Annotated in this window: 12 protein-coding genes; 8 read left to right on the top strand and 4 right to left on the bottom strand. The window is 70.3% G+C overall.

The window, feature by feature from the left end; translation table 11 throughout:
- The first annotated feature begins 2 nt into the window (after positions 1 to 2).
- Positions 3 to 911, top strand: a complete 909-nt coding sequence (locus JUB11_RS16105) for a hypothetical protein (RefSeq protein WP_247887098.1) — start codon at positions 3 to 5, stop codon at positions 909 to 911.
- A gap of 12 nt (positions 912 to 923) precedes the next feature.
- Here the strand turns inward: JUB11_RS16105 and JUB11_RS16110 are convergent, their stop codons facing one another.
- Complete coding sequence (locus tag JUB11_RS16110; protein ID WP_207459589.1) at positions 924 to 1832, bottom strand: aldose 1-epimerase; 909 nt, start codon at positions 1830 to 1832, stop codon at positions 924 to 926.
- Positions 1833 to 2112: 280 nt separating this feature from the next.
- Here JUB11_RS16110 and JUB11_RS16115 point away from each other — a divergent pair, with 280 nt between their 5' ends.
- Entirely contained in the window at positions 2113 to 2259 is a 147-nt protein-coding gene (locus JUB11_RS16115) for a hypothetical protein (protein ID WP_207459590.1), read from the top strand.
- Positions 2253 to 4862, top strand: a complete 2610-nt coding sequence (locus JUB11_RS16120; RefSeq protein ID WP_348771443.1) for a serine/threonine-protein kinase — start codon at positions 2253 to 2255, stop codon at positions 4860 to 4862. The genes JUB11_RS16115 and JUB11_RS16120 overlap by 7 nt, the downstream gene beginning before the upstream one ends.
- 155 nt (positions 4863 to 5017) lie before the next feature.
- On the opposite strand, the gene JUB11_RS16125 is transcribed toward JUB11_RS16120, so the two are convergent.
- Positions 5018 to 5542, bottom strand: coding sequence for a peptidylprolyl isomerase (locus JUB11_RS16125; RefSeq protein WP_247887104.1), 525 nt, complete (start codon positions 5540 to 5542; stop codon positions 5018 to 5020).
- A gap of 237 nt (positions 5543 to 5779) precedes the next feature.
- On the opposite strand from JUB11_RS16125, the gene JUB11_RS33375 reads away from it, so the two are divergent.
- Genes JUB11_RS33375 through JUB11_RS16145 form a run of 4 tightly spaced genes read left to right on the top strand, consistent with a single transcriptional unit; the run spans position 5780 to position 10461 of the window.
- On the top strand, positions 5780 to 7786 hold the full coding sequence (locus tag JUB11_RS33375; RefSeq protein ID WP_348771444.1) for a YdbH domain-containing protein: 2007 nt from the start codon (positions 5780 to 5782) through the stop codon (positions 7784 to 7786).
- The gene (locus JUB11_RS16135) at positions 7783 to 8013 is read left to right on the top strand and encodes a YnbE family lipoprotein (protein ID WP_207459592.1); all 231 of its coding nucleotides are present in this window, start codon (positions 7783 to 7785) and stop codon (positions 8011 to 8013) included. The genes JUB11_RS33375 and JUB11_RS16135 overlap by 4 nt, the downstream gene beginning before the upstream one ends.
- Before the next feature lie 20 nt (positions 8014 to 8033).
- A complete protein-coding gene (locus JUB11_RS16140) occupies positions 8034 to 8387 on the top strand; it encodes a YdbL family protein (RefSeq protein ID WP_207459593.1) in 354 nt (117 codons plus the stop codon).
- 13 nt (positions 8388 to 8400) lie between these two features.
- On the top strand, positions 8401 to 10461 hold the full coding sequence (locus JUB11_RS16145; RefSeq protein ID WP_348771445.1) for a tetratricopeptide repeat protein: 2061 nt from the start codon (positions 8401 to 8403) through the stop codon (positions 10459 to 10461).
- A 47-nt stretch (positions 10462 to 10508) separates the two neighbouring features.
- On the opposite strand, the gene JUB11_RS16150 is transcribed toward JUB11_RS16145, so the two are convergent.
- The gene (locus JUB11_RS16150; RefSeq protein ID WP_207459594.1) at positions 10509 to 11234 is read right to left on the bottom strand and encodes a hypothetical protein; all 726 of its coding nucleotides are present in this window, start codon (positions 11232 to 11234) and stop codon (positions 10509 to 10511) included.
- 165 nt (positions 11235 to 11399) lie between these two features.
- On the opposite strand from JUB11_RS16150, the gene JUB11_RS16155 reads away from it, so the two are divergent.
- Positions 11400 to 11927 carry an HAD family hydrolase gene (locus JUB11_RS16155; RefSeq protein ID WP_207459595.1) on the top strand — a complete coding sequence of 176 codons (528 nt, stop codon included), beginning with the start codon at positions 11400 to 11402 and terminating at the stop codon, positions 11925 to 11927.
- A gap of 58 nt (positions 11928 to 11985) precedes the next feature.
- On the opposite strand, the gene lptD is transcribed toward JUB11_RS16155, so the two are convergent.
- On the bottom strand, positions 11986 to 14217 hold the full coding sequence (gene lptD / locus JUB11_RS16160; RefSeq protein WP_348771446.1) for an LPS assembly protein LptD: 2232 nt from the start codon (positions 14215 to 14217) through the stop codon (positions 11986 to 11988).
- Between the last annotated feature and the right edge of the window lie 185 nt (positions 14218 to 14402).

The following is a 14402-nucleotide window of genomic DNA, read 5'->3' on the forward strand; positions in this document are numbered from 1 at the left end:
TGATGGCCAGATCGATCACCGGGCCGGCCGGCGCCAGGGGTGCCGGGGAGGGAACGGCGCGCGGGGTCGTCACCGGGAACTACTTCAACTTCAATCCCCTGCCGCCGCAGCCTGACCTATTGGGAAAGCCGCTGGTCGTGCCCGACCTGCCGGCGCACAAGCGGCCGAAGGAGAATTGGCGCGGCCGCTTCCAGCGCCTGCTCGTGGGGCTGCGTCTCGGACGCCAGTCGGCGGGCACGCGCCTGCGTTGGAAGATGCAGGACACGCTCGCCTCGGTGGTGGCCTCGGTGTCCGCGGCGGCGCAGAGGCCGAACCGGCGGGCTCCGGCGGCGCGTGGCGGCGGCACCGTGCCGGTGGTCACGGTCCGTCATCCCTACCATCTGCGGCACGTGTTCGACATGCTTCCACAGATTCCCGACGAGGTCGCGGCCGAACGGCGTTTCCTGGAACTCGTCCTGATGCGTATCCTCCGGCGCTATGGCGAACAGGTCGGGCTCATGCGCGGTGGCGCCTTCTCCTTCGAGGCGGAGGCGAAGGAATATCTGCTCGCCGGCTTCCGGATGGAGCGCCAGATCAAGCAATTCACGAATCCCGACGAACGGTTCGCCGCGCTGCAGGCGATTCACACCGCCTATTTCCATGGGCGAAACTATTACTATTACGCCCTGCTGCGGCGGGAAAAGCTGAACCCAGAGAACAAGCTGTTCATGCTGTTCTCGCGCGCCTGCTACTTCAACGCCCGCATCGACTGGAACGGCGAGCTTCTGGAGAAGCCATCCCCGCGCTCGCTGCCGGACCGGGACACGATGATGTTCTACATCCAGCGGGACCGGACGGTGCTCACGCGCTACCGCGAGGACCCCGATTTCCAGCGCCAGATCAAAGCCATCCTGCGGGCCTTTCCGGAATAGGAGGCTCTTGCCCTACAGGACTTCGATGGCGAAGCGCACCGTGGTGGACAGCCGCTCGCCGGGCGCCAGGCTGAGCAGGCCGCTGTCGCTCTCTTCCGGTCGATTGTGGGCATCGGTCATGTGGGTGACCGGTTCCAGGCAGAAGAAATCCCCGCCCATCGGCGCATAGACCACGAGATGGCCGTAGGGACCCTCGGCCGTGACGGACAGGCCAAGCTTGCGGTCGGGCCAGGCGATGAAGGCCTCGCCGTCCCAGCCCGCGAAGCAGTTGTCGAGAACCAGCTCGTCCATGACGGCGCCGCCGGTGAAGGCCCACTCCTCGGGCAGGGTAATGCGCTGGTCGGGCAGCATCGCCGCATCGTTCATCCAAACCGAGCCGAGCCGGGCCGTGACCCGCGTCCCCGCCGGCTTCGGAAAATGGGGGTGGAGCCCCATGCCCGAGGGCATCGGCGTGTCACCCTCGTTGGTCAGATCGAGCGTGACCGTGATCGCGTCGGGCTCCAGCCCGAAGGTCTGGACGGCCGTGTAGCTCCAAGGCCAGGCACCGGCCGCGTGGCGGAAGCTCAGCCGGGCGGACGCGGCATCGCAGCGGTCGACCTGCCAGGCCGAAGTCCAGCCATGGCCGTGGATGGCGTGGGGGCAGGGCGGCTGGTTCAGCGGCAGCGCGACGTCGCGGCCCGCGAAGTGGAAGCGCCCCTCGGCGATGCGGTTGGAGAAGGGGAAGAGCGGGTAGCAGGCCATGTCGTGGGCCGAACCGTCGCGCATCCGCTGCTCGGCCGCCGGACGCATCAGTTCGACGGGGCCTCCGCCCGCCGTCGGGCCGTGCCAGGTCAGACGCCCGATGGAGCCGCCGCAACGCGGATTCAGCACGCATTCCAGCGCGCCGCTGCGCAACGTTACCATCTCGAGGGCATCAAGCATGTACGGGCTCCGGTCGACGATGCATGCTGCACCGCAATGAGTGTGACGGATGGCGGGGGACCCACGCAATGTCATTGTGTGGACCGCCGCTCCGCAGACCGGAAAACATCCCGAATGCTCTGGCCGGCGCGGTGCGCGGACGCAGGGCGGGCCAGAAGGCGACCGGGGAGGCATCCGGGCGCCGCGGCCCGCCATGTAGTCCATGGGCATATACGATGCCTTTACCAAAGGGCGGCGACAATGACGTGATCTCGGTGCGGTGCACCACGGGAGAGCATCCATGGCGGCGTACCGCCGGAGATACGGGCTTGTGGAACAAGGGCTGGTGGAACAGGATCTCAACGCGATCCGCTACGGCAATCCGGCAAAGGGCCATCGACACGCGCCCATGACGATGCCGTTCCTGCCAAAGGTCATTGCGTGCTGAAGGTCGCGCCTGCGCGGCCCGTCCAGTCCGGGAATGGGGCGGTTCCCATCCTGGAGGAGGCGGAGCCTTGCCGGACCCTGGCCGATTTTCATGGCCCTGGCGGGCGAACGGTCCTCGGCAACATCCTGCGCCGCCAGCTCGACTCGCAGTGGCTGACCCCGACCGAACTGATCCACAACAGCCGTGCGCTGCGCCCGCTCCTGGAGCAGAGGGAGCTGATCGGCGCCCTCATCGCGCGGATCGCGGCAGCCCAGGCCCGCCAATCTGGGCAGACGGCGGCGGAACGCCATGCGGCGATCGAAGGGGCGCTGGAGCAGACGGTCGCCCGGGCCGCAGACGCCCAACTCGCCTTCGCTCGCACGCCGAACGTCCGCTCGGCCGTCGACACGCTTCTCCTGCTGGGATCCGAGCGCAGCCCGACCGGGAACGCCGGCTATGATTGCCGCGTGGCGCTCAGCCTCGACCTCTCCGGCGTCCGCGGATGGGGCGCCAAGCTCGACCGGCTGCTCCAGCTCATCCAGCCGGAGCGCCGGGAGGAGTTGACCGCCGCGGTGGATGACGTGATCGGAGATCTGCTGGCCTCCCCCGGCGCCATGCAGGAACTGTTCGGGACCGGGAGCACGCAGACCGTCCTGCTGCTGAACCTGTGCGATCTGGTGCTCGGGCGCATCGCGGTCGGCCGCGCCGGTCCGGACCGGATGGGCGTGCTGAACGGCCTTTTCCGCCAGGGCAAGCTGCCCGTGGCGCAGGCGGCGGTGCTGGACCGGCTTCGCCGTCACCTCCGTTCGCCGCAGCCTCTGGCGCCCGGACAGCCGCAACTCGAAGGAAAGACGCTGCAGGCCCTGCTCGCCAACCTTCTGACACCGGCGGGCATGGCCGGCGGCGGACCCATGGCGGAGGCGCTCACCATTCGCTTCGCCCGGCGCCTGGAGGAGCAGGGAAGCGCCGACGCCTTGCAGCGGGCCGTGTGGGCGGTGTGCCGGGTCCAGGCCGACCTCGTCTGCACGCTCCATTATCTGGCCGCGCTGGCAACGGCGCCGCTGGCCGCACGGCTCATGGCCGACATCGTGGGCGCCTTCGACCAGGCGCTCGGGAACGAGGCGCTGGTCGAGGCGATGGTCTTCGGGTCGGCGGACACGGAGCTGGTCCGGGACCGGCTGAAAGCGGCGGTCGCGGCCATCGAGTCGTCCGGCCTTCCGGGGCCGGAGCGGGCGCGCATCGCCGGGCGCGCGCTGCACATCGTGGACGAATACGCCCAGCGGGGAAGGCTCGGACGGCACCTGCTGGCGGTCGAGCCCGTGCCGCGCCGCCGAGCGATCCGGCTCGCGGAACTCGCCTGCTCCGGCATCGTCCGCGACGGTGGCGCTCTGCCGCTGATGCGCCAGAACATCATGGAGATCGTCCGCCATCCGAGCTTCCAGGGCGAACTATCCTCCCGCCGCAACGACACCATCGTCCAGGCCGAACTCAAGCGGCTGCATGAGCTTCTCGACCGTCTCCGCCAGGGCTCCCGCACACTGTCGCAGCCGCAGCGCCGGACCGGAGAGACCCTCACCGTCACCGCTGGCGTTGCCGCCATGGAGCCGCAGGCGAGCCCGCCGGATTCGACGCCCCCGGCGCAGACCGCCTCTCCGCCCCAGCTCCGCTGCCAGGGCTGTTTCGCCGTTCTGGCCGGTGTCGGGCCCTGCGGGCTTTGCGGCTATCCGGCCCGAATGGAGAATCGGAGAGGGATCCATCTCGCACCCGGAACGGGGCTGAAGGAGCGTTACCGGACCGGCGGGATCCTGGGCCAGGGCGGCTTCGGTGCGACCTATATCGGCTGGGACGAGCGGCATCAGGCCAGGGTGGCCATCAAGGAATACTACCCGGCGAACCTCATCGCACGCGCCGTCGGCACCCCGCAGGTGACCCCCTTCTCCGACGAGCACGCGCAGAGCTTCGCCGCCGGCCTCGCGAAGTTCTTCAACGAGGCCCAGCTTCTGGCGCAGCTGCGGGACATCAAGGGGGTCGTCGCCGTCCGTGACTGCTTCAAGGAGAACGGCACCGCCTATCTGGTGATGGAGTTGCTGGAGGGGCCGACCCTGAAGCGCTGCGTGACGGACAATGGCGGACGGCTCGATCTGCGGCGGGCCATGGCGATCCTGACTCCGGTCATGGCCACCCTGCAGACCGTCCACGACCGGGGCCTGATCCATCGGGACGTCAGCCCCGACAACATCGTGATCACGCCGTCGGACGGCCCGAAGCTGCTGGATTTCGGCGCGGCCCGCACGACGGCGGCACGGCCGGGGCTCCAGGCCGCGAACTTCACCGTGATCCTGAAGCCGGGCTATGCCCCGCCGGAACAATATGCCGAGGACGGGCATCAGGGGCCCTGGACGGACGTCTATGCCCTGTGCGCGACCTTCTACCGCGCCCTGACCGGAAAAGTGCCGCCCGACGCGACCACCCGCTTCCTCAGCGACAAGGTCCCGGCCCTGGGCGAGTTCGGCGTCGTGGCGCCGCGCGGCTTGGAGGCCACGCTGATGGCCGGCCTGTGCATGCGCCACCAGGACCGCCCGCAATCGATGCGCGAGCTTCTGGCCGCGTTCGGCAGGCGGTAGAGGGCCGCCTTCGGAGGGCGCCGGAAAAGTGTGCCTGGAAAAGGGTTCCTGTAACGAGGCCGGCCTGGGCCGGCCGCCGCCGCCCCGGCGGAACCGTGAATGATCGGGGCGGCGGAAGCGGGCCGGGTGCTGCGCGCCCGGCCGTGCCGGGTGCCTTACTTGGCGTCCGCGGCGACCTGCATCTTGATGATCTTGTCCGGGTCGCTGACCTGGCCGTTGGAACCGGCGCCCTTCTTGATCTTGTGGACGTGCTCCATGCCCTCGACGACCTTGCCCCAGACCGTGTACTGGCGGTCGAGGAAGGAGGAGGGCGCGAAGCAGATGAAGAACTGGCTGTCGGCGCTGTTCGGGTCCTGGGCGCGGGCCATGGACAGCGTGCCCTCGACGTGCGGCTCGGCGTTGAACTCGGCCTTCAGCTTCTTGCCCGAGCCGCCCATGCCGGTGCCGGTGGGGTCGCCGGTCTGGGCCATGAAGCCCGCGATCACGCGATGGAAGACGATGCCGTCGTAGAAGCCCTGGCGCACCAGCTCCTTGATGCGCGCGACGTGGTTCGGCGCGAGGTCGGGACGCATCTCGATGACGACACGGCCGTCCTTGAGGTCGAGGTAGAGGGTGTTTTCCGGATCCAAGGCCTTGGCCTCCCCTTGAACGAAGATGAAGAAGGCGGCCAGGGCCGCCATGACGATTCGCGTCCACCGAAACATGCGAAACTCTCCGATGTGCCGATCCCGCGGTGCGGACCATAGGCGAATCCCGCCGCGATGCAAAGCCGCCGGGCGGACTATGTGACCTTTATGGGCAGGCGGCCGGCTCCGGCCGGCTCCCTGGCGCCCCCGCTGGATGGGCTGCTCCATGGAAGGTATCGTCGCCCGCGCGTGTTCATGACGGGTGAGGGAACGGTGGCCGGGAGGACGGGCGTGGGGCGGCGTTGGGGCCGGAAGGGCATTCTGGCGGGCGTGCTGGCGGGTGGCGTGACGGGCGTGGCCGTGCTTGCCCTTTCCGCGCACGGGCTGGCCGAAGGCGCCGCCGCGATGGCGCTGCGCCACGCCGGCTTCCCGGCGGCCGAAGTCACCGTCGAACACATCGGCCTGTCCTCCGCTCGAGCCCTGGTCCGGCTCGACCCCGCCTCGGGCCTGACCCTCGGGCGGGTGTCCGCCGGCTGGTCGGCCGGCGGCCTGCTCCAGGGGCGTCTCGACCGGATTGCCGTCAGCGGTGCGCGCCTGCGGCTGGTCCTGGAGGAGGATGGCACGGTTCGGCTCCCCGGCCTGCCAGATGGAAACAGGGGGGTCGGGGAAGGCGGGGAGCCCGGCGAAGGCCTCGCGCTGCCCGTGAGCGAGATCCTGGTGGAGGAGAGCGCGCTGGCGGTCGAGGCGGGCGGGGGAACGCTGACCGTTCCGCTGCGGTTGCGGCTGGCCGAGGAAGGAGGCCTGCTCCGCGGCCAAGCCGACGTCCGCATCCCGGCGGCGGACCTGCGCGCCGTCGGCGCGCTTCTCGGCACCGAACTCGCGGGTATGGGCAGCGTCGAAGGGACGGTCGCGCTGACACTCGGCGCGCAGGAGGTCCAGGCCGTGCCCACGGACTGCCTGCTGCTGGCCGCCAAGGACCTCGTGGTCGCCGGGGAGCGGCTCGGCCTGCCGGAGCCGCTGTGCCTGCGCGCGCCGGAGGAGGCTCCGCTCCTCGACTGGTCCGGGGAAGGGCTGCGGGTGCAGGCGCTGGCCGAGGCCGAAAGAGTGTCCCTGCCGGCCCGGGGGCTCGCGGCGGAGGATGTGTCCCTGTCCCTGGCGCTGGACCCGGCCGCCTCCGAGCCTCTGGCGGCGGAGGTCAGGATCGAGACCCTGCGCAGCACCGGAAAACCCGCCCTCTTCGCGCCGCTGGCCTTTACCGGCGGCGTCCGGCGGGAGCTTGGGAGGCCCCTGTCCTTCAACGGCCGTGCGGCGGATGCCTCGGGGCTCCTCACGCTCGAAGCATCGGGAACCCACGACACCGATACCGGCACGGGGCGCATGGACGTGCGCCTCCGGCCGATGACGCTGAAGCCGGACGGGCCGGGACCGGCGCAGCTCCTGCCGGGTTACGGCGCGCAGGTCTCCAAGGTTTCCGGCCGGCTGGCGGCCAAGGCGCGTCTGGACTGGAACGCCAAGGGTCTGAGGTCCGGTGGGGAGCTGCTGCTGGAGGAGGTGGCGGGCACCGCCGGCCCCGTCTCGCTGGCCGGCGTCAACGGCGCCATCCGCCTGTCGAGCCTGTCCCCGCCGGTGATCCCCGCCGGCCAGGTCCTTGCGGTGAAACTGCTCGATGTCGGGGTGCCGCTGACGGACGGCACGGTGACCTTCGGCTATGGCCGGGACGGGCGCCTGAATGTGGAAGGCGCGGAATGGCGCTGGGCCGGCGGGCTGCTGCGCGCCTCCCCCTTCGTCATCGCTCCCGCCGAGCCGCGGGGGATCATCGAACTCCATGCGGAGCGCATCGATCTCGGGCGGATGCTGGAGCTGGTCGCGGTGGACGGGCTCGCCGCCACCGGCCGGCTCAGCGGACGGCTGCCGGTCTCGATCGTGCCGGAACGGGTGAGCCTCGACGGCGGCCTGCTTGAGGCGGTGGAGCCCGGGACCCTGCGCTATGACCCGGCCGAGCCGCCGGGCTTCCTCCAGGGGGACGAGGGCAGCCCCACCGCGCTGCTGATGGGAGCGCTGACCGACTTCCGCTACAGCGAGCTGCGCGCCACCCTGGACGGGGAGGCGGGAGGAGAGCTTCGCATCGGCTTCGGAATCCTCGGCTCGAACCCGGCATTCTACGATGGCTATCCGGTCAAACTTAATCTTAATGTCTCCGGCGCGCTCGACCGGATCCTGCGCCAGAGCCTCGACGCCTACCGCATTCCGGACACGGTCCGCGACCGCATGTCCGAATTCGGACGAAAGGACCCATGACCATCATCCGAATCATTCCCCTCGCCGCGGGGCTGGCGCTCGCCGGAGCCTGCGCACCGACGGTCCGGATCGAGCCGCCGGAGCGGCCGATCGAGATCAACCTGAACATCAAGATCGAGCAGGAGGTCCGCGTGAAGGTCGAACGCGACCTGGAGGACGCCATCGTGAACGATCCCGCCCTGTTCGGCGTGCCGGCGGCCCCGCCCGCCGGGAAGGCCCCCAAGTGAAGACTGGGAAGGTAGCGACCATGAAACGCCTTTTCGCCACCCTCGCACTTGCCCTGCTGCTGAACGCCGGCGGCCCGGCCCTGCTTCCGGCCCTGCTTCCGGCGACCGCCCACGCGCAGGACGCGCTGGCGACCGCCAAGGCCTCCGGCCAGATCGGGGAGAAGCCGGACGGGCTGGTCGGCGCCATCTCGCCCCAGGCGCAAGCCCTGGCCGACAAGATCAACGCCCAGCGCAAGGCGCGTTACGCGCAGATCGCCCAGTCCAACGGCACCTCCATCGACAAGGTTCAGGCCGTCGCCGGGCAGCAGCTCATCGAGCGGACCCCGCCGGGCCAGTTCATCATGAACGCGGCCGGGCAGTGGGTGCGCAAGTAAGGCCGGGGTCCCGGTGAACGGCGCTCCTCCCCCGTCCGGGGCGGAACTCCGCGCCGGGCTGCGGGCGCGGCGCCAGGCGCTGGCGTCCGACCCGGCGAACCGCGAGGCCCTGGCGGGGCTCTTCGCCCTGCTCGACGCGCTGGGGGAGGCTGGGCAGCCCGAGGAGGCCGTCGCCCGCGCCAATTTCGGAGACCGGCTGCGCCGCCAGGGACGCCTTGCGGAAGCGGAGGCGCATCAGCGCCGCGCCCTGGCCTGGCTTCCCGGATTCGGCGGCAACCATTTCCAGCTTGCCGTGACCTTGCAGGCGCAGGGACGGGTCGCGGAGGCCGAGGCGGCCTACGCCGAGGCGGGGCGCCTGATGCCCGCCTATGCCCCGGCTCCCTGCAACCAGGGCGCCATGCTGCGGGAACTGGGCCGGCTGGCGGAGGCGGAGGCCGCCCTGCGCCGGGCGGTGGCTCTCGACGCGGCGCTCGCGCCGGGCTGGCTCAATCTCGGATCGGTGTGGCGCGACCAGGGCAGGCCGGCGGACGCCGCCCGCGCCTTCCGCAACGCTGCCGCACTCCGGCCCGATCTGGCCGAGATGCAGGCCAACCTGGGCATCGCGCTGAAGGAGGCGGGCCGGGTCGCGGAGTCAATGGCTCCGCTCGCCCGCGCGCTCGCCATCGGCCTGCCGGATCCGGGCGGCGTCCTCGCCCAGCTCGTCCAGCAGCAGCGCCATCTCTGCCTCTGGGACGGCTTGCCCGAACGGTCGGAGCGGCTGCGCCGACTGGTGCGCGAGGGCGCGACGCGGCAGGTCCATCCCTGGATCTTCCTGGGCGAGGGCGCCGGGCCGGAGCTGGAACTTGTCTGCGCCCGGCGCTACACCGCCTGGCGGACCCGGAATCTGGCGCACGCTGGGCCGTCCGCCGCACCGTCTGCCACCACGCGGCGCGGTCCGGGCGAGCGGCTGCGCCTTGGCTATCTCTCCTCGGACTTCCAGGAGCACGCGACCGCCGTGCTGATCGCGGAGCTGATCGAGGTCCATGACCGCTCGGGCTTCGAGGTCGCCGGCTATTCCTACGGCCCGGACGACGGCGGGCCGATGCGCCGCCGTCTGATGCGCGCCTTCGACCGTTTCACCGACCTGTCCGGACTGGCACACGCCGACGCGGCGCGGCGCATCCGGGAGGACGGCATCGACATCCTGATCGACCTGAAGGGCTACACGCAGGGCGCCCGCGTCGAGATCCCGGCGCTCCGGCCGGCACCCCTTCAGATCCAGTGGCTGGGCTATCCCGGCAGCATGGGAGCGGATTTCATCGACTATGTCATCGCCGACCCGGTGGTGGCGCCCTTCTCGATGCAGCCGGCCTTCGCGGAACGGATCCTCCAGCTACCGGACTGCTACCAGCCGAACGACCGGAACCGGCCGGTCGGGACGCCGCCGAGCCGCGCCGCCTGCGGGCTGCCGGAGACGGGCTTCGTCTTCTGCTGCTTCAACGCCGCCTACAAGATCACGCCGGCGCAGCTCGACCTGTGGATCCGTCTGCTCATGGCACTGCCGGGAAGCGTCCTCTGGCTCCTGGAAGGTCAGCCGGAGGCCACGGCCAACCTGCGCCGCGAGGCCGCCCGGCGCGGCGTCGCTCCGGAGCGGTTGGTCTTCTCGCCCAGGCTTCCGCTGCCGGACTATCTGGCCCGCTATCGCCTTGCCGACTTGTTCCTGGATACCGCCCCGGTCGGGGCGCACACCACCGCGAGCGACGCGCTGTGGGCCGGCCTGCCGGTCCTGACGGTGATGGGGGAGGGCTTCGCTTCGCGGGTCGCGGCGAGCCTTCTGCACGCGGTGGGCCTTCCCGAACTGGCCGTCGCCTCGGCCGCCGAGTACGAGGCGGCGGCGCTGCGGCTGGCGCGGAATCCGGCGGAGCTGGCAGGCCACCGGGCGCGGCTGGCCGCGGCGGGCCGGGCGGCTCCCTTGTTCGACACGGACCGCTTCGCCCGTTCGCTGGAGCGCGCCTACCGGGCGATCTGGGACCGGCACGCGGCGGGCGAGCCGCCACGGCCCTTCCGGGTTCCGGCCCTGGATGCGACCGCCTGAGAGCAGGGCCTGAGGTGCCGCCCCGCGCGCCGCGCGGGGAGCATAGGTCAGGGGAAGGCGCAGCGGTCGGCCGTGACCTCCAGGAAGGAGCGCTGGCCGGCGTTGAAGGTGAAGCGGTATTCGGTGTCCTCTGCCACGACCGCGTGGCGGAGCGGCAGCACGCCGGTCGCGACGCTCTGCTTCCCGCCGAGCGTGGTGATTTTGATCGTCACCGGCTCGGCCGGATCGAACCAGCTCTCGGGCGCGCCCTTCGGGTCGCGGGCCGAGGTGCCCTCCGCGGTGACCACGACCTTGCCGTTGCCGAAGGTGGTCGAGCGGTTGCCCGTGCGGAGCAGGGGCGTGCTCACGTTGAAGCGCTTGGTCTCGGGCGGCTGGCAGTCGCGGTTGGCCTGGGTCTGCGCGATCACGAAGGACAGGCGCTGGGCGTCCAGCCCCGACTGGAGCCGTTCGGACACGAGCTTGGTCAGCGCCGCGAGGTCGCCGGTCGGCAGTTCGCGGCGCAGTCGGGCCTCCAGCTCGGCGGCGCGGCCTTCGGCCGTGCGGGCGGCGTGCTGCATCTGGCTCGCCAGGAGCTCCAGCTCCGCCTTCTGGCGGGACAGGACGGCGATCTCCTCGCGCAGGGTGGCATCGCGCCCTTTCAGTTGCTCAATGCCCATCTGGTAGGAGAAGAGGGCGACACCCAGCAAAAACCCGACGATCAGCAGGACCTTGAAGAAGCCGCGCCAGAAGCGGCGCCGGTAGCGTCGGTCGTAGTCGTAGCGTCCCAGGGACATGGTGCGTTGCGATCCGATCGTATGAAAGGGCTGCTATGGCTAACGGCTCAGCCTTTGCGATGCAACCCCCTGATCCGATTCGGGTGCGGCGCCGTGGCGGTGCGGGCGTGCTATGATGGGGTCCAAGGGGGCTGGGATTGCCGGCTCCGGCAACTAGGATGTGACATGGCGGGCAGGGCGCTTCTTCTGGATCGCGACGGGGTGGTGAACCTCGACCATGGCTATGTCGGAAGCCGCGAGCGCTTTACCTTCCTGGACGGCATCTTCGCCTTGACGCGCCACGCGATGGACCGGGGCTACCGCATCGCCGTGATCACGAACCAGTCGGGGATCGCGCGTGGTCTCTACACGGAAGAGGCGTTTCATCAGCTGACGGACTGGATGAAGGCGGAGTTCGCCGCGCGGGGCGTCGCACTGGCCGGGGTCTTCCATTGTCCCTGGCACCGGGACGGCACGGTCGCCCGCTACGCACGCGACAGCTTCTGGCGCAAGCCGGCGCATGGGATGATCCTGGAGGCGGCGCGGCGTTTCGACCTGGACCTGCCGCGCTGCGTGTTCCTCGGCGACCAGGACACCGACATGCGGGCCGCGCGCGCGGCGGGCGTCGGGTTGAAGGTCCTGCTGGGCGACGGCGCCGGAACGGCGGACTTGCGCATCTCACGGCCGAACGAGTTGATCCCGCATCTCGCCTGATCGCGCGTCTATACTGGCCGGCAGCGCCCGCTTTCCGGGGCGCCGCCGGCCTTGGGGATCAGGGCTGCGGCCCCAGGAAGCTGGTGCTTATGCCGGGGGTAACGAACTCGCCGATGTTCTTGAAGACGAAGCGGAAGAACAGCGTGCTGCCCTCGACCTCCTGGCTGTTCACGTCCTCCGTGTAGTCGCGGCGGGCGACCGTCTGGAAGATCAGGCACTCGTCCTCGTAGCTCAGCACCGCCTGGCTCACGCGGGGGCCGGGATCCGGCTCGATCGACTGGATGTGCGCCACGTTGAACGACCAGTTGCTGGAAAAGCGCGTCCCGACGCTGACCAGAGCCTGCTCGAGCATATCGCGCTGGGTGGCGCTGCGGTCCTGCGTCTGGTCGATGAAGGTGTAGGCCGTGGAGACATTGAGGAGGCTGGTGCCGACCGTCGCGTTCAGCAGATGCCGGCGCGGCTCCAGCGTTTCCTGGTCGTAGCGGAAGCGGTAATCGAGGTCGAGCCAGCCCGCTGGCCGCAACGACAGGTGGCCGACATAGTCCGACTGCTTGCGGTCGAGGCCGGTGCCGCCCCCGAAGTTGTCGTCGTCCGTGAAGCGGTAGCTCTGGCCGAGGAAAAGGCTGGCCGATCCCTGGTTGTAGCCCTGGATCGAGCCGCGCAGGCCATAGGAAACCCGGCTGCCGCCGTCGAGCCGGTCGATGCCCGGAAAACGGTTGGCCATGAAGAGGTTCACCTCGTCGAACTCGACGTCGAGGCTCTCCTCATTCGGGAAACGGCTGTTGTCCACGTTCGGCGCAACGGTCAGCTGCGTGATCGGCTCGATCAGCTGCTGCGAGCTTTCGCCATAGCGCACGAAGGGATAGCGGACCGTCAGCTGGCCCTGAGGGAACAGGCGCGCGCGTTCGATGCTGTCGTCGCCCGACAGGGCCGGGTTCGCCCGGCTGACGTCGCTCGCCATGTACCCGGCGAACAGGAGGCTGCCGGACAGGGTGGTCACGATCCCCGTGTCGGAATGGAATTCGCGCTCCCAGCCCGGCTGAATGGCGAGGCGCCGCGTGTCGGCGCCGCCCTCCGAGCGGGCGGTGGCGAGCACGCTGCTGTCGAACGACCAGCGTCCGCCCAGCAGCCCGCCCGGCTGGCCGAGCGCGCTGTAGACGCCCATCGGCAGGACGACCGGCTCCTGCACGGGGTTGCCGAAGCGCAGGTCCTGGAAGGCGTAGCCGTTCAGGGCGGCGTAGTTGCGCCCGCGGAACCCCTCGACGAAGGCCCGGCTGGTCAGCACGTCGGTCCGGTCGTCGTGGTAACGGCGCAGATAGGTCTCGTCGCTCGCGCGCTTGACGTCGAAGCCCCAGCGCCAGGTCTCGTCGATGTCGAACAGGCCGTTCGCGGCGGCATAGCCGCGCAGCCGGGTGCCCTTGTCCTGGCGCGGCGTTTCGAAGTCGCCGCGGGCGACGCTGCCGTTCAGTTCGAGCCTGCCGTTGTCGAACCGCTTCCGGTACTGGCCGCCGAGTAGAAGGCTGCCGCTGGAGAAGGTGCCGAGTTCGAGCGTGGCGTCCTGGTCGGGCGCGATGTCGATGTAGTAGGGCGTCCGCAGGAAGACGCCCATCTCGGACCGCACGCCGCCGGTCGGGGTCAGCAGGCCGCTGCGACGGTCGACGGAGGGATCTGGGTGCGACAGATAGGGCGTGTAGGCGATGGGGATCCCGAAGATCTCCATCACCGCGTCCCTGTAGCGGACCTCCTTTTCCTCCTTGTCGTGGACGACCCGGACGGCGCGGATCTGCCACAGGGGTGCCCGCGTGGGGTCCTCCTTGCAGAGGTTGCAGGGGCTGTAGACCGCGCGGTTGAGGCGGGTCAGGGTGCCGGCCCGGCGCTCGCCCTCCGCACCCGCGAGACGGCTGTTGTCCGTCATGAGCACGCCGATCTGCTCGACGAAGGCGTCGCGCAGATCGGATGTCAGCTCGGCATAGTCGGCGAACATCACGTCGCCGCCGGGCTCCTGCAGGCGGATGTTCCCCGTCGCGGTGACCACGCCGGTGTTCCGGTCGTAGACGATGCTGTCCGCGCGGACGACGCGGTCGCCCTGCGACAGTTCGACGTTGCCGGTCGCTGTCACGACACCACGCTGCTCGTCGAAGGTCATCTGGTCGGCGGCGAGCAGAACCGGCTGCTGCTCCCCGGAAGCAGGCGCTTCGGGGGCGGGCTGTGGCGGAGCCTGCGCGACGGCAAGGTCGGCGGACGCGAGCCCGCAGGCGAGGATCAGGCCGACGACGCCGGCGCACGCCACGGTCTTCCGTGTGGCGCTCCGGACAGCGTTCCGGGGGGGCTCAGGCGGTCTGGAGGAGCGCCGCCGGGCATGTCGCGAGGGGTGCGGGAACATGCCTGAACGTTTGAGGTAAGCGGCGCGCCAAGTCAACGCTTTCCCTGAGGGGCGGGGCGAAATCCGGGCTCCGCCCCGGCGCCTGCGCGGAG

The sequence above is a fragment of the Azospirillum sp. SYSU D00513 genome (assembly GCF_017356015.1).
In the GTDB taxonomy this organism is placed as follows: Bacteria; Pseudomonadota; Alphaproteobacteria; order Azospirillales; family Azospirillaceae; genus Azospirillum.

What these genes read in the sequence shown, in the direction of transcription:
- JUB11_RS16105 (WP_247887098.1), top strand. Translation starts at nt 3, where the DNA reads ATGGCCAGATCGATCACCGGGCCGGCCGGCGCCAGGGGTGCCGGGGAG.
- JUB11_RS16110 (WP_207459589.1), bottom strand. Translation starts at nt 1,832, where the DNA reads ATGCTTGATGCCCTCGAGATGGTAACGTTGCGCAGCGGCGCGCTGGAA.
- JUB11_RS16115 (WP_207459590.1), top strand. Translation starts at nt 2,113, where the DNA reads ATGGCGGCGTACCGCCGGAGATACGGGCTTGTGGAACAAGGGCTGGTG.
- JUB11_RS16125 (WP_247887104.1), bottom strand. Translation starts at nt 5,542, where the DNA reads ATGGCGGCCCTGGCCGCCTTCTTCATCTTCGTTCAAGGGGAGGCCAAG.
- JUB11_RS16135 (WP_207459592.1), top strand. Translation starts at nt 7,783, where the DNA reads ATGACCATCATCCGAATCATTCCCCTCGCCGCGGGGCTGGCGCTCGCC.
- JUB11_RS16140 (WP_207459593.1), top strand. Translation starts at nt 8,034, where the DNA reads ATGAAACGCCTTTTCGCCACCCTCGCACTTGCCCTGCTGCTGAACGCC.
- JUB11_RS16150 (WP_207459594.1), bottom strand. Translation starts at nt 11,234, where the DNA reads ATGTCCCTGGGACGCTACGACTACGACCGACGCTACCGGCGCCGCTTC.
- JUB11_RS16155 (WP_207459595.1), top strand. Translation starts at nt 11,400, where the DNA reads ATGGCGGGCAGGGCGCTTCTTCTGGATCGCGACGGGGTGGTGAACCTC.